General features: G+C 71.8%; 19 protein-coding genes and 1 riboswitch. Of the genes, 6 read left to right on the forward strand and 13 right to left on the reverse strand.

Translation table 11 applies throughout. From position 1 onward, the window contains the following. Nucleotides 1-227: 227 nt before the first annotated feature. Nucleotides 228-1472 carry a glycoside hydrolase family 18 protein gene (locus tag ACOBQB_RS15770; RefSeq protein ID WP_423598508.1) on the forward strand — a complete coding sequence of 415 codons (1245 nt, stop codon included), beginning with the start codon at nucleotides 228-230 and terminating at the stop codon, nucleotides 1470-1472. A gap of 70 nt (nucleotides 1473-1542) precedes the next feature. Here ACOBQB_RS15770 and ACOBQB_RS15775 read toward each other — a convergent pair whose 3' ends face one another. After that, nucleotides 1543-2166, reverse strand: a complete 624-nt coding sequence (locus ACOBQB_RS15775; protein WP_423592378.1) for a TetR/AcrR family transcriptional regulator — start codon at nucleotides 2164-2166, stop codon at nucleotides 1543-1545. Nucleotides 2167-2373: 207 nt separating this feature from the next. Between ACOBQB_RS15775 and ACOBQB_RS15780 the strand changes: the two genes are divergently transcribed. From ACOBQB_RS15780 to ACOBQB_RS15790, 3 genes are read left to right on the forward strand one after another with little or no spacing between them, the layout of a single operon-like run. After that, the gene (locus ACOBQB_RS15780; protein WP_423598510.1) at nucleotides 2374-2922 is read left to right on the forward strand and encodes a DUF6230 family protein; all 549 of its coding nucleotides are present in this window, start codon (nucleotides 2374-2376) and stop codon (nucleotides 2920-2922) included. Further along, the gene (locus ACOBQB_RS15785) at nucleotides 2913-3908 is read left to right on the forward strand and encodes a DUF6114 domain-containing protein (RefSeq protein WP_423592379.1); all 996 of its coding nucleotides are present in this window, start codon (nucleotides 2913-2915) and stop codon (nucleotides 3906-3908) included. Before ACOBQB_RS15780 ends, ACOBQB_RS15785 begins: the two co-directional genes overlap by 10 nt. 24 nt (nucleotides 3909-3932) lie before the next feature. Further along, nucleotides 3933-4850 carry a hypothetical protein gene (locus tag ACOBQB_RS15790; protein ID WP_423592381.1) on the forward strand — a complete coding sequence of 306 codons (918 nt, stop codon included), beginning with the start codon at nucleotides 3933-3935 and terminating at the stop codon, nucleotides 4848-4850. On the opposite strand, the gene ACOBQB_RS15795 is transcribed toward ACOBQB_RS15790, so the two are convergent. Both ACOBQB_RS15795 and ACOBQB_RS15800 read right to left on the reverse strand, forming a co-directional pair. Next, the gene (locus ACOBQB_RS15795) at nucleotides 4828-4974 is read right to left on the reverse strand and encodes an SCO1431 family membrane protein (RefSeq protein WP_423592383.1); all 147 of its coding nucleotides are present in this window, start codon (nucleotides 4972-4974) and stop codon (nucleotides 4828-4830) included. The two genes, ACOBQB_RS15790 and ACOBQB_RS15795, sit on opposite strands and share 23 nt — an antisense overlap. A gap of 162 nt (nucleotides 4975-5136) precedes the next feature. After that, the gene (locus tag ACOBQB_RS15800) at nucleotides 5137-6492 is read right to left on the reverse strand and encodes a peptidase C39 family protein (protein WP_423592384.1); all 1356 of its coding nucleotides are present in this window, start codon (nucleotides 6490-6492) and stop codon (nucleotides 5137-5139) included. A 288-nt stretch (nucleotides 6493-6780) separates the two neighbouring features. Here ACOBQB_RS15800 and ACOBQB_RS15805 point away from each other — a divergent pair, with 288 nt between their 5' ends. Further along, a complete protein-coding gene (locus ACOBQB_RS15805; protein WP_423592385.1) occupies nucleotides 6781-7455 on the forward strand; it encodes a uridine kinase family protein in 675 nt (224 codons plus the stop codon). 445 nt (nucleotides 7456-7900) lie between these two features. After that, nucleotides 7901-9793 (forward strand): AAA family ATPase, encoded by a 1893-nt coding sequence (locus ACOBQB_RS15810; protein ID WP_423598512.1) that lies wholly within the window; start codon nucleotides 7901-7903, stop codon nucleotides 9791-9793. Between the two features lie 36 nt (nucleotides 9794-9829). On the opposite strand, the gene ACOBQB_RS15815 is transcribed toward ACOBQB_RS15810, so the two are convergent. From ACOBQB_RS15815 to ribD, 10 genes are all read right to left on the reverse strand, one after another. Continuing rightward, a complete protein-coding gene (locus tag ACOBQB_RS15815) occupies nucleotides 9830-10927 on the reverse strand; it encodes a hemolysin family protein (protein WP_423592387.1) in 1098 nt (365 codons plus the stop codon). Next, complete coding sequence (locus ACOBQB_RS15820) at nucleotides 10924-12267, reverse strand: hemolysin family protein (RefSeq protein ID WP_423592388.1); 1344 nt, start codon at nucleotides 12265-12267, stop codon at nucleotides 10924-10926. Before ACOBQB_RS15820 ends, ACOBQB_RS15815 begins: the two co-directional genes overlap by 4 nt. A 198-nt stretch (nucleotides 12268-12465) precedes the next feature. Then, nucleotides 12466-12906 (reverse strand): PH domain-containing protein, encoded by a 441-nt coding sequence (locus tag ACOBQB_RS15825; RefSeq protein ID WP_423592389.1) that lies wholly within the window; start codon nucleotides 12904-12906, stop codon nucleotides 12466-12468. A 20-nt stretch (nucleotides 12907-12926) separates the two neighbouring features. Further along, nucleotides 12927-13775 carry an ATP phosphoribosyltransferase gene (hisG, locus tag ACOBQB_RS15830; protein WP_423592390.1) on the reverse strand — a complete coding sequence of 283 codons (849 nt, stop codon included), beginning with the start codon at nucleotides 13773-13775 and terminating at the stop codon, nucleotides 12927-12929. A 57-nt stretch (nucleotides 13776-13832) separates the two neighbouring features. After that, nucleotides 13833-14105 (reverse strand): phosphoribosyl-ATP diphosphatase, encoded by a 273-nt coding sequence (locus ACOBQB_RS15835; RefSeq protein WP_389316650.1) that lies wholly within the window; start codon nucleotides 14103-14105, stop codon nucleotides 13833-13835. Nucleotides 14106-14140: 35 nt separating this feature from the next. Beyond that, complete coding sequence (gene ribH, locus ACOBQB_RS15840; protein ID WP_223773483.1) at nucleotides 14141-14626, reverse strand: 6,7-dimethyl-8-ribityllumazine synthase; 486 nt, start codon at nucleotides 14624-14626, stop codon at nucleotides 14141-14143. A 38-nt stretch (nucleotides 14627-14664) separates the two neighbouring features. Further along, nucleotides 14665-15963, reverse strand: a complete 1299-nt coding sequence (locus ACOBQB_RS15845) for a bifunctional 3,4-dihydroxy-2-butanone-4-phosphate synthase/GTP cyclohydrolase II (RefSeq protein WP_423592391.1) — start codon at nucleotides 15961-15963, stop codon at nucleotides 14665-14667. After that, complete coding sequence (locus ACOBQB_RS15850) at nucleotides 15960-16559, reverse strand: nicotinamide mononucleotide transporter family protein (RefSeq protein ID WP_423598514.1); 600 nt, start codon at nucleotides 16557-16559, stop codon at nucleotides 15960-15962. Before ACOBQB_RS15850 ends, ACOBQB_RS15845 begins: the two co-directional genes overlap by 4 nt. 44 nt (nucleotides 16560-16603) lie before the next feature. After that, nucleotides 16604-17218, reverse strand: coding sequence for a riboflavin synthase (locus ACOBQB_RS15855; protein ID WP_423592393.1), 615 nt, complete (start codon nucleotides 17216-17218; stop codon nucleotides 16604-16606). A gap of 1 nt (nucleotide 17219) precedes the next feature. Further along, nucleotides 17220-18305: a bifunctional diaminohydroxyphosphoribosylaminopyrimidine deaminase/5-amino-6-(5-phosphoribosylamino)uracil reductase RibD gene (gene ribD / locus ACOBQB_RS15860; protein WP_423598516.1), complete on the reverse strand. Its 1086-nt coding sequence runs from the start codon at nucleotides 18303-18305 to the stop codon at nucleotides 17220-17222. A 210-nt stretch (nucleotides 18306-18515) separates the two neighbouring features. After that, nucleotides 18516-18646: riboswitch (FMN riboswitch) on the reverse strand. Between the last annotated feature and the right edge of the window lie 33 nt (nucleotides 18647-18679).

An 18679-nucleotide genomic window follows, 5' to 3' on the forward strand; every position in this document is an offset into this window, starting at 1 on the left:
GATGGCCACCGAGCGCCGCAAGCGACGGCCTTGGTCCGGACTTGGTCCGGGGTTGGCCGGTGGGCTTGGTCCGAACCATTGACCGTACTGGTCTAGTCCTCCTAGTGTTCCGTTGAACGACTTACCGCGTTCATGCCAAAGCGTGCATGTCAGCGGACATCCGCAGGTCCACAGCAGCACTTCCCCCCTCCCCCGCGCCGCACCGGCTCCCCCCACGAGGAGACATGATGCTCAGACCGCACTCCCTGCGCCCCGGCCTCCGCACCCTGATCGCCACCGCCTGTTGCGCCGTCCTCGGCGCGGGGCTCCTCGGTCGGGCCGGCAGCGCCGCCGCCGAGTCGGAGAAGGCCCCGGCGACGAAGGACGCCGCCGGTTCCAAGGTCGTCGGATACTTCACCGAGTGGGGCGTCTACGACCGGAACTACCACGTCAAGAACATCGAGACGTCCGGCTCGGCCAACAAGCTGACGCACATCAACTACGCCTTCGGCAACGTCCAGGGCGGCAAGTGCGCGATGGGCGACGCCTATGCCGCGACCGACAAGGCCTACACCGCGGCCCAGTCCGTGGACGGCGTGGCGGACACCTGGGACCAGCCGCTGCGCGGCAACTTCAACCAGCTGCGCAAGCTCAAGAAGAAGCACCCCGACCTCAAGGTTTTGTGGTCCTTCGGCGGCTGGACGTGGTCGGGCGGCTTCACCGAGGCCGCGAAGAACCCGGTGGCCTTCGCCCAGTCCTGCTACGACCTGGTCGAGAACTCCAAGTGGGCCGATGTCTTCGACGGCATCGACATCGACTGGGAGTACCCCAACGCCTGCGGTCTGACCTGCGACACCAGCGGGCGCGAGGCCTACAAGAAGCTGATGGCGGCGGTCCGCGCCAAGTTCGGCGGCGGCAACCTCGTCACGGCGGCGATCCCGGCGGACGCCTCCGCGGGCGGCAAGATCGACGCGGCCGACTACGCGGGCGCCGCCCAGTACGTCGACTGGTACAACCCGATGACGTACGACTACTTCGGCGCCTGGGACGCGAAGGGGCCGACCGCCCCGCACTCGCCGCTCACCTCCTACACCGGCATCCCGAAGGCCTCGTACCACTCCGACGCCACGATCAAGAAGCTCCGCGGCCTCGGCATCCCGGCCCATAAGCTGCTGCTCGGCATCGGCTTCTACGGACGCGGCTGGACGGGCGTCACACAGAAGGCACCCGGCGGCTCCGCGACCGGGCCCGCCGCGGGCACATACGAGCAGGGCATCGACGACTACAAGGAACTGCGGACCAAGTGCCCGGCGAACGGCACGGTCGGCGGGACCGCGTACGCGCACTGCGGGAACAACTGGTGGAGCTACGACACCCCGGCGACCATCGCGGGGAAGATGAACTACAAGAACCAGGCGGGGCTCGGCGGCACGTTCTTCTGGGAGCTCAGCGGCGATACGGCGAACGGTGAGCTGATCAAGGCCATCAACTGATGCGCCGATGAACTGACGTACCGGGCACGGGTTTTGGGGTGGGAGCCGGTTCTCGGCTCCCACCCCTCCCTCATGACCGCGACGGCGCCGGGAACGACGGCTCGAAGTCCTCGATGACGCGCAGCGTGTCCCCGAGGGTGCGCACGAGCAGGGCGCAGACCCGCTCGCGCGCCAGGCCGCGGTGCCCGACCCAGTCGAGCGTGATGCCCTCGACGCTGCACAGCCAGCCGAGCAGCGCGGTGCGGGCGAGGCACGGGATGTCCTCGCGGCCGTACGTCCCCTCGGCGATCGCCTTGATCATCGCCTCGCGCACGCCGTCGCGGATCGCGTGCACCTCGGCGTCGAAGCCGACGCCACCGCTGATGATCGCCCGGTAGGCCGCCTGGTGCTGCTCCGCGTAGCGCAGATAGCCGTCGATGGTGCGCTGCACGCGCTCCACGGGCGGCAGGTCGTCGTGGCGTCCGGCGCGCGCGACCAGGTCGGCGACGGAGTCCTCGATGATCGCGAGGTAGTAGCCGCGCTTGGACTTGAAGTAGTAGTAGATCAGCCCTTTGGCGACGCCCGCCTGCCTCGCGATGTCGTCCATCGACAGGGCGTCGTAGGACGTGTCGGCGAACAGCTTCCGGCCGATGGTGATGAGCTCGGCGCGGCGAGCCGCGGAACGGCCGGTACCGCGCTGTTGACTATTATTCAATTTCGGCCCTAGTCTCCAACTGCCGTGGGATGTCCGCAGTATGGCAGAGCGGTGCCACCTGCCGGCCGGCTCCCGACGGCGCTTCACGCACTCCCCTTACGCACGCTTGACGACGCGGAACGACGTACGGGAGGAAGAACAGTGGGCGCTAGCCGCAACGCGTTACGCGAGGGCAGGACCTCCTGGAAGAAGACGGCCGTGGTGGCCATGCCGGCCGTGCTGGCCGTCGGTGTGATGGCGTCCGTGATGGCCGAGGGCGCGCTCGCCGCGTCCTTCGCCGTCTCGGGCACGAGCTTTCAAGTCTCCTCGGGCAAGCTGACGAGCGAGGGCCTGTCCTCGTACGTCCAGACGGACCGGGACATCGACGGCAAGGGGCACCCGGTGGCGCTCCTCGGGATCGGTGACGCGACCCTGTCCGACATCTGTCAGGCCGCGGAGGTGAAGACCCCGCTCGGCACGGTGGTCTTCAAGCTGACCGCGGGCGGCGACGCGGGGAACGTCACCGCCAGCAACCTCGTCATCGACGGCGAGGACCTGGTGGGCGACGCCCGCTTCGGCACCGCGCAGATCGGCCGGGACGCCTCGACACTGGACGCGGTGCCCGGAGTCAAGGGCGAGCGGGGCAAGTTCGGGCTCCAGGCCGGGGACATCACGGTCTCCGGGGTGAAGTCCCACGCCTGGTCGGCGACCGGCGGGAACTTCCGGCTCAAGGGCATGCGGGTCGACGTCAGCCTCGGCGGCAAGAAGTGCTTCTGACCGGCGGCGGCTCAGGCGGCGTCAGACCCTTCCGCAAGGACGGCGGCGGCCCCCTGGACCGGCGACTGCCCTGGCCCCAACAGCGGCGGGTGCTGCGCAGGTGGCGGCGTACGCGGCCGTTCTGGGGCGGGTTGCTGCTGATCCTCGGCGGCGCCGAACTACTGCTGGTGCCGCTCTCGCCGCTGACGGTCCTGGTGAGCCTCGGGCTCGGCGGGATCGCGGCGGTCGGCATCGGAATCGCGCTGGTCGTGGCGGGGCTCTTCCTGTGGTTCCTGCCGCACACGCACCACTATGTGAGCGTCAACGCCCTGATCCTCTCGGTGCTGTCGTTCGCCGCCACGAACCTCGGCGGGTTCCTCGTCGGCATGCTCCTGGGGATCGCCGGCAGCGCCATGGGCTTCGGGTGGACACCGGTGCCCGAGGACGCCGAGGAGGACCCGGCGCCGCCGCGGGTGCGGGACGGGCAGGGCACGCGGACGCTCGCCGTGCTGCTGCCGGTGGTGATCGTCGCGGGGATCGTGAACGGGAGTCCGGCCCGGGCGGTCCCGCCCGGCGCCCCGCCCGCCGCCGAGCCGATCGTGGCGGCCAGGACGCCGCCGACCATCACCACCACGCTCTTCGCCCCGCAGGCCTTCATCGTGGCGGGCGTCACCGAGATCCCGACCGCCGACGGCCCGCTGAAGGTCATGGTGCTGCGGATGAAGGCCGCCTCGCTCACCGACTACGCGCTGAGGACGCGGGACGGAGGCGATGAACTCGCCCTGGGCGCCGACACATTGGACCTCAGCGGCTCCGTCACGCTCTACCTGACCAAGTTCAAGGGGTGCATCGAGGGACTGCTCTGTCTGACGTTCACGCCCGACAGGCTGCCGGTCCCGCCCCTCGTACCGCCGTTCGTCTTCATGACGGACGTCAGTGCCGAACAGGCCCTGGTCACCTCGGACTCGATCGTGGCGGGCGGACTCTCCCTGAAGGCCTCGGCATGACCATCCCGGCATGAAGGGTTCGGCATGATCCAGATCCAGGCCGCCCTCTTCTGGGCGTACGCGATCGGCGCGACGTCCGCGCTCTCCGCCGGGCGCCAGTTGCAGGTGTGGGAGCGGATCAACGCAGGTGAGGGGCCGCGCACCCGCAGCCGGGCCGCGAACCCCTACCTGGCGCTCACGGCGCTGTTCGCCGCCGTCCTGCTGGTGCCGACGGGGCTCTTCCTGCTGTGGCAGAACCCTGCCTGGGCGACCATGCACGTCGCGGACGGCCACGACGGCGTGTGGGCGGGGTTCGTCCTCTTCTACGCGGGTGGCATCCCGGTGGCCGCGATCCTCGGGTTCCTCGTGGCGCAGGCGCTGGTGCTCGTGGGGGCGGGCTACTGGGCCTACCTCCAGTGCGTCGGCGGGTACTTCCTGCTGTTCGGGGCGCTCGTCCACGGGTGGGACGGCCGCGGGTACGAACGGTTCCTCTCACCCGGCGCCGAGGACTTCGCCGACTGGCCGCGGGACGGCGTCGTCAATCACGTACTGGACTTCCTGACATCCGGGACGTTCCTGGCGCTGCTGCTCTTCGGGGCCGCCGTGATCGGGACCATGCTGGCGACCGAGATCGGCTGGCTCATGGAGGGCTGGTCGCTGCCCGGGGCCGACCAGGACCGGAAGGTGCCGAGGGTCCTCGCCGTCGTGATCGCCGCCGCCGGGGTGTACGGGCTGCCGTTCGTGGGCGCGCTCCTCGCGAGCGTGCTGGTGCGCCTGCTCGGCGGGTGGCTCGGGCTGCCGCTGTTCGCGGTCGTGGCGGGGTTCACGCTGTTGCACGGGCGCTCGCCGGTGCGGTGGCTGTACGGCCTGGTGGGCGTCCCCCACCGGCACTGGCGGGCCGGCCTCGACGACGCGGACGAGGACGGTTACGGCAGTGGGGTCACAGCAGACCGGCCTGCGTGACGAGCATCGCGAGGACCACGACGAGCGTCCAGCCCGCCAGGTGTTCCAGGAGCTTCGGCCCGTCTTCCTGGGGGCCGCCGGTGCGGGCCCGCGCGCGGACAGCGGTGGCAGTGGTCGCGGTCATGTCTTCTCGCTGACGTCGTCTGGCAGTGGCTTCCCCACTGGCTCGCATCCACTTTGCCAGCACGAAACGGGCTTGTGGGCGAGACGTTGCTCACGCCCCCGCCGGGGACGCGGGCACCCTGGCCCGCGCCCCCGTAAGGGTCGTCCGGTCACCTGCCTGCGGTCACTTGACGCCGACCGCCGCGAGGGCCTGCCGCTGCGCCGTGGAGAGCTTCACCGGGAAGTACAGGTAGCAGACGCCGCCCGTGCCGGAGACGACCTTGCCGGTGGAGTTGTAGCGCTTGGTGCGCAGCCAGATGTTCTCGAACTCACGCCGCTTGTAGACGCGGCGCACCGCCTCGTTGCTCGGCGATGCCGGGTCGTTGGCGATCACGTCGCCGTCCGCCGTGAAGCCGATGACCGTCATCAGGTGGCCCGCCGTGCCGTATCCGGCGCCCGTCAGCTCCTCCTTGCGGAAGGATTGGGACGTGATGGCCGGGATGCCCGCGGCGATCAGCATCTCCAGCTCGGTGAGCGAGGCGAGGCGGGTGACAACGCCCTGGAGGTCCTTGTACGTCGCCGCGTACGCCGCGTTGAAAGGCCAGTTCCCGCAGCCGTTGTACTGGTAGTCGAACGTCCGGCGGGCCGCGTGGCACACCTGCGGGTCGGCGTACGAGGGGTCGACCCAGGCCAGGTCCTCGGGCCTCGGCCCGCGGCCCCAGTACTCGATGATCATCTGCGAGGAGGTGGGGCTGCACCAGGCCTCGCCGCCGTTGTCGTACTCCGGGTACTGGCCGACGTGGATCTCCTGCGAGTAGCGCGGGACCGTCAGCTCCTTGGCGAGGCCCGGCTCGGAGGCCGGGACGGTGAAGCGGTCCGGAACCGCCGAGGCCATCGCGCCGAGTCGCCAGACCGTGGGGGTCGCGGTGGCGTCCGGCTTGCGGTACAGCGTCAGGCGCAGCCGGTAGGAGACGACGCGCGGACCGGCCGCCGCGTCGTCCAGGGAGAGCGTGTCCGTCCAGACCGTCGAGGTGCCGTCGGTCTGGTCGTCGACCGAGGTCCGCCGGATGTCGGTCTCTCGGTCGTCACCGGCCGCCCAGCGGCCCATCACGTACCAGGGGCTCTTCGTGCCGTCGGCGTAGGTGCCCGTCAGTTCGGCCTGGAGCCAGGTCCCGGCGGGCGTGTGCGCGTTCCAGGAGGCGATGAGTTCCGTCGCGGGGACCGTGGAGCGGTGCGTGGGCGAGGTCCAGCGCGCGTACTCCCAGGTGGCGGTCGTGCCGGTGTGCGGGTCGGTGTAGTCGGTGCGGCCTGCGGCCTTGGCGATCCGCAGGCCGGGGCGGCCCTTGGCGAGGACCGCGGTGCCCTCGGCGGTGCCGGTGCGCCAGTCCTCGTACGAGGTCCAGAAGCGGTTGTCCACGAAGCGGTCCGCGCGCGGTGCGCGGCGCCCTCCGGCCTGGCCGCCCGTGGCCAGAGCGGGGCTCGCGGCCGCCGCGGCGGCGGCCAGGGCGGCGGCCGTGGCGAACACGGATCTGCGGGACATGTCGTCGCCCCGGGCGGGGCGGTCAGCTCGGTCAGCTCGGTCCATCAGGGGGACCCCCAGTCGACGTGGTCTCCGGCCGGAGCCGGAAGGGTCGGTTCAGGTGCGCGGAGGCGTTCCGGTGCACGGAAGTGGTCGGCCGCACGGAAGTGGGGCAACTATGGCCGGTCCCGGCCGACTTCTGCCAGCGCTTCGGGCACCACCGCGCGCACCAATATTGGCCTCAACCAATGGCATGACCTGGGACGGCACGCGGAACACCTGCTTCCGCGCGCCGTAGGCTTGCCGATGATGACCCCTGACCCGCGCACCCCGAACGCCCCACGCACCCCACTGACCTCGCTGCCCGCGCTCGCGACCGCCCTGCGCGGCCTGTCGCCCTCGTGCGGCCCCGTCCGGCTGATCGCCGTCGACGGGCACGCGGGCTCGGGGAAGTCGACGTTCGCGCGGCGCCTCGCCGAGGCGCTCGGCGGCGCGCCGGTCCTGCGGCTCGACGACATCGCGAGCCACGACCACCTGTTCGACTGGACCGAACGGCTGCGGCGGCGGATCCTCGATCCGCTCTCCCGCGGCGAGACGGCGCGCTATGCCGCGTACGACTGGACCGAGCGCCGCTTCGGCCCCGCCGAGCAGACCCTGCCGCCGGCGCCCGTGGTGATCGTCGAGGGCGTGGGCGCGGGCCGTCGCGCGCTGCGCGGGCACCTCGCCGCCGTGCTGTGGATGGACGTGCCGCGCGAGGCGGCGTGGCAGCGCGGGCGCCGCAGGGACGGGGTGGTCCAACGGGACTTCTGGGACGGGTGGGAGCCCGCGGAACTGCGGCACTTCACCGTGGACCCTTCCCGGCCCTTCGCCGACCTCTTGGTACGACAGTGCCCAGAGGGATACGAGGTACTGCGGGGGCCCGGTGGGGCGTCAGCCGGAACCCAAGCCGTCACCCAGGGTGAGGGGCCGTCGGCGGTCCGCTGAACCCCCGGAAAACGACTTCCAGTTGGCCCGGCGACTTTTCACGAGTGCCCCAACTCCGCTTGACCCAGGGGCCTTACAGGACTTACGTTCTGATGGTGCGGCCTTCCGAGGCCGCCCGCAGACGCGAAGCCCCCGGTTGTTCCCCCGTGATCGGGGGCTTCGTTCTGCCCTCCGGGCCCGATTCCCGACCGCTCCGAGCCGCCATCCGCTCACCCTCGGTCACCATCGACCCCGCTTCCCGACGGCCCTTTCCAGCCGATCCGGCAGTGCGGCACCCTACGGCCGACCGCTCCCCCGCAGGTACGATGCCTATCGGTGCGCCTTTTCCGGACGGATGCTCTGCGCGCCGGATCAACTCCCGTCCGCAGCACGGCGGTTCAGCGAAGTGGCCGGCGGGCACCGGCCCGCTGGTACGCAAACGGGGGCACGGCTCGTGGGGGACGCGATGGACTTCGACGCGGTGGGCGCACCCGCCCCGGCCGACCTCGCCTGGCTGAGGGGCGTCGACGCCTACACGATGGGCGCCTATCCGCAGGCCGAGGAGGAGTTCCGCACAGCGGTGCGGATGGATCCCGGCATGGCCGACGCCTGGCTCGGGCTGCACGCGCTGCGCGTGGACACGACGACGGCGCTGCTGCGGATGTTCCAGCACCGGGCCCGGTTCGGCGAGCAGCGGGGGCGGCACGCGCGCACCCTCAACTCCTGGTACTGGCTCGGCTGGTGGGTCCAGCCCGTCCTGGAGAGCGCCCGCGACCTGCTGCTCGCGCACGCCTCCCACTGGCTCGACGGCCGCCACGTCCCGGAGCTCGACCGGGCGCTCGCGGGCCTGCCGCCCGTCGACGCGGACCCGCAGGTGCGGTTCCTGCACGCCTGCCGCGCCTACCTGGTCAAGGACTGGGAGCAGCTGGTGCGGCACACCGACCCGCTCATTGACGACCCGATGCTGGGCATCGAGGCCGGGCTCTTCGGCGGCATGGCCCGGGTGCGCCTGGAGATGTACGGCCAGGCCGAGCCGCTGCTGTCCGCCGCCCTGATGCGGTGCCGCAGCGAGCAGCCCCAGCGCAAGGAGCTGCGGTACTGGCTGGCCCGCGCGCACGAGGGCACCGGGCGCTCGGCGGCGGCGCTGCCCCTGTACCGCGCGGTGCACCGGGTCGACGCCGCCTTCATGGACACCTCGGCACGGCTCGCGGCGATCGCCGAGGGCGACGGCTACGACGAGGCGGCTGACCTCGCCGCGGCGATCAGCCTGGCGGGCGGCGGCCAGGACGCGCTGGAGGGGCCCGACGGCATCGACGTCCTCTTCGGCACCGAGGGCCGCGACGTGAAGGTCACCGGCCCTGAGCCGCCGCCGGGCGGGCCGCCCGGCACGCAGAGCGGTTCCCCGGAGGCCGACGCCGTCCGAGAGAAGGCGATCATCCCCATCAAGCCGGGGCCCCCACAGCTGCCGCCGGGGCCCACCGACCCCGCGCTCCTGGAGGCCGCGCTCGCCGAACTGGAGGGCATGGTCGGCCTGGAGCCGGTGAAACGCCAGGTCAAGGCGCTCTCCGCGCAGCTGAACATGGCACGGCTACGGGCCGCCGAGGGCCTGCCCGTGCAGCCGCCGAAACGACACTTCGTCTTCTCCGGTCCCTCGGGCACCGGCAAGACCACCGTGGCCCGCATCCTCGGCCGGGTGTTCTACGCCCTCGGGCTGCTCGGCGGTGACCACCTGGTGGAGGCGCAGCGCGCCGACCTCGTCGGCGAGTACCTCGGCCAGACCGCCGTGAAGGCCAACGAACTGATCGACTCGGCCATCGGCGGCGTCCTCTTCGTCGACGAGGCGTACTCCCTCTCCAACTCCGGGTACGGCAAGGGCGACGCGTACGGCGACGAGGCGCTCCAGGTGCTCCTGAAGCGGGCCGAGGACAACCGCGACCACCTCGTGGTGATCCTCGCCGGCTACCCCGAGGGCATGGACCGGCTGCTCGCCGCCAACCCCGGCCTGTCCTCGCGGTTCACGACGCGGGTCGACTTCCCCTCGTACCGCCCCCTGGAGCTGACGGCGATCGGTGAGGTGCTGGCCGCCGAGAACGGCGACGTGTGGGACGAGGAGGCCGTGGAGGAGCTGCGCTCCATCAGCGGGCACGTCGTCGACCAGGGCTGGATCGACGAGCTGGGCAACGGCCGGTTCCTGCGCACGCTCTATGAGAAGAGCTGCGCCTACCGCGATCTGCGGCTCTCCTGCTACCCGGGCGAGCCGGACCGCGGGGACCTGTCGACGCTGCGGCTCCCGGACCTCATGCAGGCGTACGGCGAGGTGCTCTCAGGGCGCGGGCCGCAGGACACGCCGGGCGGCTGAGCCCCGGCGCGCCCCGCCGCCCGCCGGACGCCACCCTCACCCGACGAGCGCGCCGTCCAGGTTCTCGCGGCCGCCCGTGGCCTCCTGCGGCCTGCGGGGCACCGCCACGCGGTGCGCCGGGTCGCGGACCTCGCCGACCAGGAGTTCGAGTACGTCCTCCAGGGCGACCAGGCCGAGCACCCTGCCCGAGGCGTCGGCGACCTGCGCCAGATGGGTCGCGGCGCGCCGCATCACGGTCAGGGCGTCGTCGAGCGGCAGCTCCGCCCGCAGGGTCGTCATCGGCCGCCAGACCTGCTGGGGCACGGCCCGGTCGGTCTCCTCCAGATCCAGTACGTCCTTGACGTGGAGGTAGCCCATGAAGGCACCGTTCTCCGCGCGGACCGGGAAACGGGAGTAGCCGGTACGGCCGGTCAGCCCGACGACCTGCGCCGGGGTGACCGAGGCGTCCACCGTGACCAGCGAGGCGGTGTGGAGGAGCACGTCCGTCACCGGGCGCGAGCCCAGCTCAAGGGCGTCCTCCAGGCGCTCCTGCTCCTCGGGGTCGAGCAGGCCCGCCTGGCCGGAGTCCTCCACGAGGCGGTTGAGCTGTTCGCTGGTGAAGACAGCCTCGACCTCGTCCTTGGGCTCCACCCCGAAGAGCTTCAGGACGACGCGGGCGCACGCCCCGAGCGCCACCGTCACCGGCCGACACAGCCGGGCGAAGGCGACGAGGCCCGGGCTGAACCAGAGCGCGGTCTTCTCGGGGGCCGCCATCGCGAGGTTCTTCGGGACCATCTCGCCGATGACGAGGTGCAGGAAGACGACGACGGCGAGCGCGATCACGTAGCCGAGGGGGTGGATCACTCCCTCGGGCAGGTGGACCGCGTGGAAGAGCGGCTCCAGAAGGTGCGCCACGGTCGGCTCGGCGACGGCGCCGAGCGTCAGCGAGCAGACGGTGATGCCGAACTGGGCGGCGGCCATCATCTGCGGCAGGTGTTCGAGGCCGTACAGGACCTGGCGGGCCCGCTTGGTGTCCAGGGGCTCGATCTGGCTGCGGCGTACGGACACGAGTGCGAACTCGGCGCCGACGAAGAAGCCGTTGGCGAGCACCAGCAGGACGGCGAAGAGGAGCTGGAGCAGACTGACCAGACTCATCGGCCGGCCTCCGCGGCGGCCGCGAGCGCGGGGGCGTCCGCCGTCATGGCGATCCTGACCCGCTCCGCGCGGTTGTGCCCGACCTGGCGCACCGAGAGCCGCCAGCCGGGCAGTTCGGCCCGGTCGCCGGGGGCCGGGATGCGGCCGAGGAGATCCGCGACGAGGCCCGCCACCGTCTCGTAGGGCCCCTCGGGCACGTCGAGTCCTATGCGCCGCAGGGTGTCGACGCGGCAGCCGCCGTCGGCGTCCCAGGCGGGCCTGCCGTCCTCGGGCGCCACGGGGCACAGCTCGGGCACGTCGAGGAGGTCGTGCTCGTCGCGCACCTCGCCGACGAGTTCCTCGACGATGTCCTCCAGAGTGACCACCCCGGCCGTACCGCCGTACTCGTCGACGACGACGGCCATGGGCTGCTCGCTGCGCAGCCGCGCCAGGAGCGGCTGCACGGGCAGCGTCTCGGGGACGAGGAGCGGGGCCTGCGCGATGCGGCTCACCGGGGTGCGCAGCCGGTCGTGGGCGGGGACCGCCAGGGCGTCCTTGAGGTGCACCATGCCGACGATCTCGTCGATCCGCTCGCGGTAGACCGGGAAGCGGGACAGGCCGGTGGCGCGCGTCAGGTTCACCACGTCCTCGGCGGTCGCCGACGACTGGAGCGCGCTGACCTTCACACGCGGCGTCATGACGTGCTGCGCGGTCAGCTCGCCGAGGGAGAGGGTACGGACGAACAGGTCGGCGGTGTCCTGCTCCAGGGCGCCCGCCCGGGCCGAGTGGCGGGCCAGGGAGACCAGTTCGCCGGGGGTGCGGGCCGAGGCCAGCTCCTCGGCGGGCTCGACGCCGAGGGCGCGCACCAACCGGTTGGCCACGGCGTTCAGGAGGGCGATCACGGGGCGGAAGAGCCGCGCGAAGACGTGCTGCGGGCCCGCGACGAACCGCGCGACCTGGAGCGGCCTGGAGACCGCCCAGTTCTTGGGCACCAGCTCGCCGATGACCATCTGCACGGCGGACGCGAGCAGCATGCCGACCATCACGGAGACACCGCCGACGGCGCCGTCGGGGACGCCGAGCACCGTGAACGGGCCCGCGAGCAGGTGCGCGAGGGCCGGTTCGGCGAGCATGCCGACGACGAGCGAGGTGATGGTGATGCCGAGCTGGGTGCCGGAGAGCTGGAACGACAGCTCCTTGAGGGCGGCGACCACCGTGCGGGCCCGGCGGTCGCCGTCGGCCGCGGCCTTCTCCGCGTCGGGCCGCTCGACGGTGACGAGGCCGAACTCGGCCGCCACGAAGAAGCCGTTGGCGAGAATCAGCAGGAATGCCGCCGCAAGGAGCAGAAGGGGGACTGTCATGCCGCCGCCCCTCCGGTCGTACGGGTCCCGGTATGTCGGGAGAGGGCGGCGCGGGTACTACAGGACGATCCGTCCATCGCCGGAGGGAGTCACTCCTCGGATAGCAGGAGCCCCTGGGGGCCGGGCGGGCCCGTCAGGGGCGGGGCGGCACACCGGGCGCGCCCCGCCACCAGATTAATCAAGACGCGACGCGGGACGTCAGTCCCCTCGCGGCGTGCGGGCGTCCACCAGGGCACGGAGGGCCTTGGCGTCGGCGACGGCCTGCTCCCTGGCGATGCCCGGCTGGATGCCGAGGGCGGCCAGGCTGGTGCCGTCGCTGAGGTTCAGGAACACCCAGGGGTCGCCGGGGCGCAGGGTGACCTGGACGATCTCGGCCCAGGCCAGACGGCGGCTGCTCGCGATGTTGACGACGGTGACTCCGGAGTCGTCGGCGACGACCTTGGGCCTGCTGAGCAGCATGAGTGCGCCGAAGAGCAGGACGCCGGTGAAGATGAAGCTGATCCGCTCCCCCGGGCTGAGCGTGGGCAGCAGCAGGGAGATCACCGTGAGGACCACGAACATCACCGCACCCGTGCCGAGCAGCACCGCCCTGGTCCGCTTCGGCCGGAAGGTGACGGGGAGGACGGGGGTCTCGGACACGAGCGGGTCCTTCTGCCGGTTCAGAGACGACATGCGTGGATGGCGGTGGTGAGGATGGCCCGCGCCCCGAGGGCGTACAGGTCGTCCATGACGCGCTGCGCCTCCTTGGCGGGGACCATGGAGCGCACGGCCACCCAGCCTTCGTTGTGCAGCGGGGAGATCGTCGGCGATTCGAGGCCGGGCGTGAGGGCGACGGCCCGCTCCAGGTGCTCGGCGCGGCAGTCGTAGTCCATCATCACGTACGCCCGCGCGACCAGGACGCCCTGGAGGCGGCGGAGGAACTGCTGCACCTTGGGTTCGGCGGCGTCGGCGCCGGTGCGCCGGATGACGACCGCCTCGGACTTCATGATCGGGTCGCCGAAGACCTCCAGGCCCGCGTTGCGCAGGGAGGTGCCGGTCTCCACGACGTCCGCGATGACCTGGGCGACGCCGAGCTCGATGGCGGTCTCGACGGCGCCGTCGAGGTGGACGACGGAGGCGTCGACGCCGCTGTCGGCGAGGTGCTTGGCGACGATGCCCTCGTAGGAGGTGGCGACGGTCTTGCCCGCGAGGTCCTCGATGCCGGTGGCCGTGCCCGGCTTCGCGGCGAAGCGGAAGGTGGAGCGGGCGAAGCCCAGCGGCAGGATCACCTCGGCGTTGGCACCGGAGTCGACCAGCAGGTCCTGGCCGGTGATCCCGATGTCGAGCCGCCCGGCCGAGACGTAGATCGCGATGTCCTTGGGCCGGAGGTAGAAGAACTCGACCTCGTTCTCGGGGTCGACGAGGACGAGTTCCTTGGACTCCTTGCGCTGCTGGTATCCGGCCTCATGGAGCATCGCCGACGCAGGTCCGGACAGTGAACCCTTGTTGGGGACGGCGATGCGCAGCATGAGGTCGGATTCCTTCGCGTGAGTGGTGGGGTTGAGCCTGAGGGACCGGCGTACGGCTCAGAGGTGGGCGTAGACGTCGTCGAGGGAGATACCGCGGGCCACCATCATCACCTGGACGTGGTAGAGCAGCTGCGAGATCTCCTCGGCGGCCGCTTCCTTGCCTTCGTACTCGGCGGCCATCCAGACTTCGGCGGCCTCCTCGACGACCTTCTTGCCGATGGCATGGACGCCCTTGTCGACCAGCTCGGCGGTGCGGGAGGTCGTGGGGTCGCCGTTGACGGCCTTGTGCTGGAGCTCGGTGAAGAGCTCCTCGAAAGTCTTCTTGGACATGATGCCGTTCACTCTACGCGCCCGCCCGGACCCGCTCAGCGCCAGGGCTCGGAGACGGTACGGAGCGTGGTGGCGGTGGCCACGGCCGCGGTGACCGCTTCGTGCCCCTTGTCCTCGCTGGAGCCCTCGATGCCGGCGCGGTCCAGGGCCTGCTCCTCGGTGTCACAGGTCAGCACGCCGAAGCCGACCGGGACGCCGGTGTCCACGGAGACCTGGGTGAGGCCCTGGGTGACGCCCTGGCACACGTACTCGAAGTGCGGGGTGCCGCCGCGGATGACGACGCCGAGCGCCACGATCGCGTCGTAGCCGCGTCCGGCGAGGACCTTCGCGACGACCGGCAGCTCGAAGCTGCCCGGCACGCGCAGGACGGTCGGCTCGCTGATGCCGAGCTCGTTCAGGGCGCGCAGGGCGCCGTCGACGAGGCCGTCCATGACCTTCTCGTGCCACTGCGCGGCGATCACCGCGACCCGCAGGTCGCCGCAGTTCTTCACGCTCAGTTCGGGTGCGCCCTTGCCGCTCACGCGCTTCTCCTTCGGTTCTCGATGACGGGGGTGGGTGCTTACTGGTTGCCGCAGGTCGAGACGCCGGGGGCGTCCAGCCAGGGCAGGTCGTGGCCCATCCGGTCCCGCTTGGTGCGCAGGTAGCGGAGGTTGTGCTCGCCGGCCGTGACGGGCATCGGCTCGCGTGCGGTGACCCTCAGGCCGTGCCGCAGGACGGCGTCGACCTTGTCGGGGTTGTTGGTCATCAGCCGTACGCCCCGCACGCCGAGGTCGTCCAGGATGCGGGCGCCCGCGCCGTAGTCGCGGGCGTCGGCGGGCAGGCCGAGTTCGAGGTTGGCGTCGAGGGTGTCGCTGCCGCGCTCCTGGAGTTCGTACGCCCGCAGCTTGGAGAGCAGGCCGATGCCGCGCCCCTCGTGGCCGCGGAGGTAGACGACGACGCCGCGGCCCTCCTCGGTGATGCGCCGCATGGACTCCTCCAGCTGCGGCCCGCAGTCGCAGCGCAGCGAGTGGAAGACGTCGCCGGTCAGGCACTCGGAGTGGAGCCGGGCGAGGACGCCCTCGCCGTCGCCGATGTCGCCGTGGACGAGGGCGACGTGCTCGACGCCGTCGACGGTGGAGCGGTAGCCGTACGCCGTGAAGTCGCCGAAGGCGGTGGGCAGCCTGACCTCGGCCTCCCGGCGGACGGTGGGCTCCGAGGAGCGGCGGTAGGCGATCAGGTCCTCGATGGAGATGATCGTCAGGCCGTGCTTGCGGGCGAAGGGGATCAGCTCCGGCAGGCGGAGCATCTTGCCGTCCTCGCCCGCGATCTCCACGATGGCACCGGCGGGGCGCAGGCCCGCGAGGCGGGCGAGGTCGACGGCGGCCTCCGTGTGGCCGTCGCGGGCCAGGACGCCACCGGCGCGGGCACGCAGCGGGAAGATGTGCCCGGGGCGCACGAAGTCGTCGGCCGTGGCCTGGCCGCCCGCGAGGAGCTGGAGGGTGGTGGCGCGGTCGTCGGCGGAGATGCCGGTGGTGACGCCGTGCGCGGCGGAGGCGTCGACGGAGACGGTGAAGGCCGTGCTCATCGACTCGGTGTTGTCCTCGACCATCTGCGGCAGCCGCAGCCGGTCGAGTTCCCCGGCCTCCATGGGGGCGCAGATCAGGCCGCGGCACTCGGTCATCATGAAGGCGACGATCTCGGGGGTCGCCTTCTCGGCGGCGACGACGAGGTCGCCCTCGTTCTCGCGGTCCTCGTCGTCGACGACCACGACGGGGCGGCCGGCCGCGATGTCGCGGATGGCCTGCTCCACCGGGTCGAGGGACAGGTCCGAGGTGTCCTCGTCGAGGGCGGTGCTGTACCAGACGGGTGCCGGAGTCATGCCGGGGCTCCTTCCATGACGGGCCGAGAGGCCGCCGCGCGGGAGCGCAGCCACCAGTCGCGCATGCCCCACAGGACGAGGGCGAGGTAGACGACGTAGACGAGGCCGGAGAAGGCCAGGCCGCTGCTGAAGGCGAGCGGCACGCCGACCACGTCGACGAGCAGCCAGGCGAACCAGAACTCGACGAGGCCGCGGGCCTGGGCGACCATCGCGGCGAGCGTGCCGACGAAGATGTAGGCGTCCGGCCAGGGGTTCCAGGACAGCGAGGGGACGGCCGCGAACAGCGCGCCGACCGCGAGCGTGCCGGCGGCGGTGCCCGCGACCAGGACGCCCCGCTCCTTCCAGGTCGCGAAGCGGATGGCGATGGAGCCGTCCTGCGCCTGCTGCGTGCCGCGCGTCCACAGCCGCCAGCCCCACAGCGCGACGCCGATGACGAGGAGCTGCTTGCCGACGCCGCCGGAGAGCTGCGCGGAGGCGTACGCGGCGACGAGGATGACGCCGGACAGGAGCTGGGCGGGCCAGGTCCATATCGAGCGCCGCCAGCCGAGCGCGAGGGCGACGAGACCGACGGTGTTGCCGATCATGTCGGACCACATGATGCGCTGGTCGAAGGCCGTGAAGGCCTCGGAGTTGAGCCAGTTCACCGGGTGGCCTCCTGAGCGGGCGCGCGGTCGCCGAGGAGGCGCTCCACGTACTTGGCGATGATGTCGACCTCAAGGTTGACCGGGTCGCCGGGCTGCTTGGTGCCGAGCGTGGTCAGCGCGAGGGTGGTCGGGATGAGGCTGATGGTGAAGTGGTCGGGGCCCGCGTCGACCACGGTGAGGCTGACGCCGTCGACCGTGATGGAGCCCTTCTCCACGACGTAGCGGGAGAGGCCGGCGGGGAGGGAGACCGTGACGATCTCCCAGTTCTCGGAGGGCTCGCGCGCGACGATCGTGCCGGTCCCGTCCACGTGGCCCTGCACGATGTGTCCGCCGAGGCGCGCGCCGACCGAGGTGGGGCGCTCCAGATTGACGCGGGAGCCGACGGTGAGCGCGCCGAGGCCGGAGCGCTTCAGGGTCTCCGCCATCACGTCGGCGGTGAACTCGTCGCCCTCGTGCTCCACGACCGTCAGACATACGCCGTTGACCGCGATGGAGTCACCGTGCTTGGCGCCCTCGGTGACCACGGGGCCGCGCAGGCGGAACCGGGACGCGTCGGGGAGGTTCTCGACGGCGGTGATCTCGCCCAGCTCTTCGACGATTCCGGTGAACACTTCAGTGCTCCTTCGCTACGAGGGTCGCGGTGACGCGCAGATCGGGTCCGAGGCGGACGGTCTCGCTCACGTCGAGCCGCAACGCGTCGGTGATGGTGGTGATTCCGCCGCCGGTCAGGGCTGCGGGGCCCGCGCCCAGCAGGACGGGGGCGAGGTAGCCGACGACGCGGTCGACGGCACCGGCGGCGACGAAGGCCCCGGCGAGCGTCGGGCCGCCTTCGAGGAGGACGGAACGCACGCCACGCGCGTGCAGCACGGCGAGAAGGGCTGGAATGTCCAACCCACCTTCTTGGGCGCGCGGCAGCCGGACGGTCTCCGCGCCTTCGTACGCGGGTGTGGCGTCGCCTTCGTACGCGGGCGTGGCGTCGTCGGCGACGGCGATCAGCGTCGGTGCCGCCTCGTCCAGGACGCGGGCGCCGGGGGTGACGGCGGTGCCGTTCGTGTCGATGACGACCCGCAGGGGCTGGACGGCGCCTTCGATGCCCCGCACGGCGAGGTGCGGGTCGTCGGCGCGCTGGGTGCCGGAGCCGACGACGACGGCGTCGCACTCGGCGCGCAGCCGGTGCACGTCGGCGCGGGACTCGGCGGAGGTGATCCAGCGGCTGGTGCCGTCGGCGGCGGCGACACGACCGTCGAGTGTGGCGGCGTACTTCCAGGTGACGTGGGGGCGACCGCGCCGCACGGAGGTCAGCCAGGCGGCGTTCCCCTCGGCGGCCTCCGCCTCCAGCAGGCCCTGCTCGATGGAGATCCCGGCCGTACGCAGGGTCTGCGCGCCCCCGGTCGCGGTGGGGGTGGGGTCGCCGACGGCGTAGACGACGCGGGCGATCCCGGCGCCGATGAGGGCCTGCGCGCACGGGCCGGTGCGGCCGGTGTGGTTGCACGGCTCCAGGGTGACGAGGGCGGTGCCGCCGCGGGCCGCCTCGCCCGCCTCGCGCAGGGCGTTGACCTCGGCGTGCGGGCCGCCGGCCCGGTGGTGCCAGCCCTCGCCCGCGACTTCGCCGGACGCGTCGAGGATGACGCAGCCGACGACGGGGTTGGGGCTGGTGGAACCGAGTCCGCGCGCGGCGAGCACAATGGCGCGCCGCATGGCGGCTGCTTCGGCTACGGGGGTGGCCACCGGGTCCTCCTGCCTCGTGGGGCACGGACTCCGGGGCTGTCGTGACGACGACATGTACGGACGACGGCATCGGGAGCGACGCCGACGCCGAAGGACACGTGTCCCCGGAGGATCCCAGGAACCACTCCTGACCGCAGCCAGGAACAAGCCACTACGACGGCGTGCAAAGATGCCCGCCCGCCGCGCACTGCCTCCCATCCGGACTTTCACCGTCGGTCCAGGAATTTCACCTGGTCAACCGGCCGCTGGAGGCGGCCGGGTCGCGGACTGTAACCGCCGGTTCGGAATTACACCGACCCCGGAGTGCGCTGCTTCTGGTACGTGGCCAGTGTGCCACGTCTGAT

The organism is Streptomyces sp. G5(2025) (assembly GCF_049542075.1).
In the GTDB taxonomy this organism is placed as follows: Bacteria; Actinomycetota; Actinomycetes; order Streptomycetales; family Streptomycetaceae; genus Streptomyces.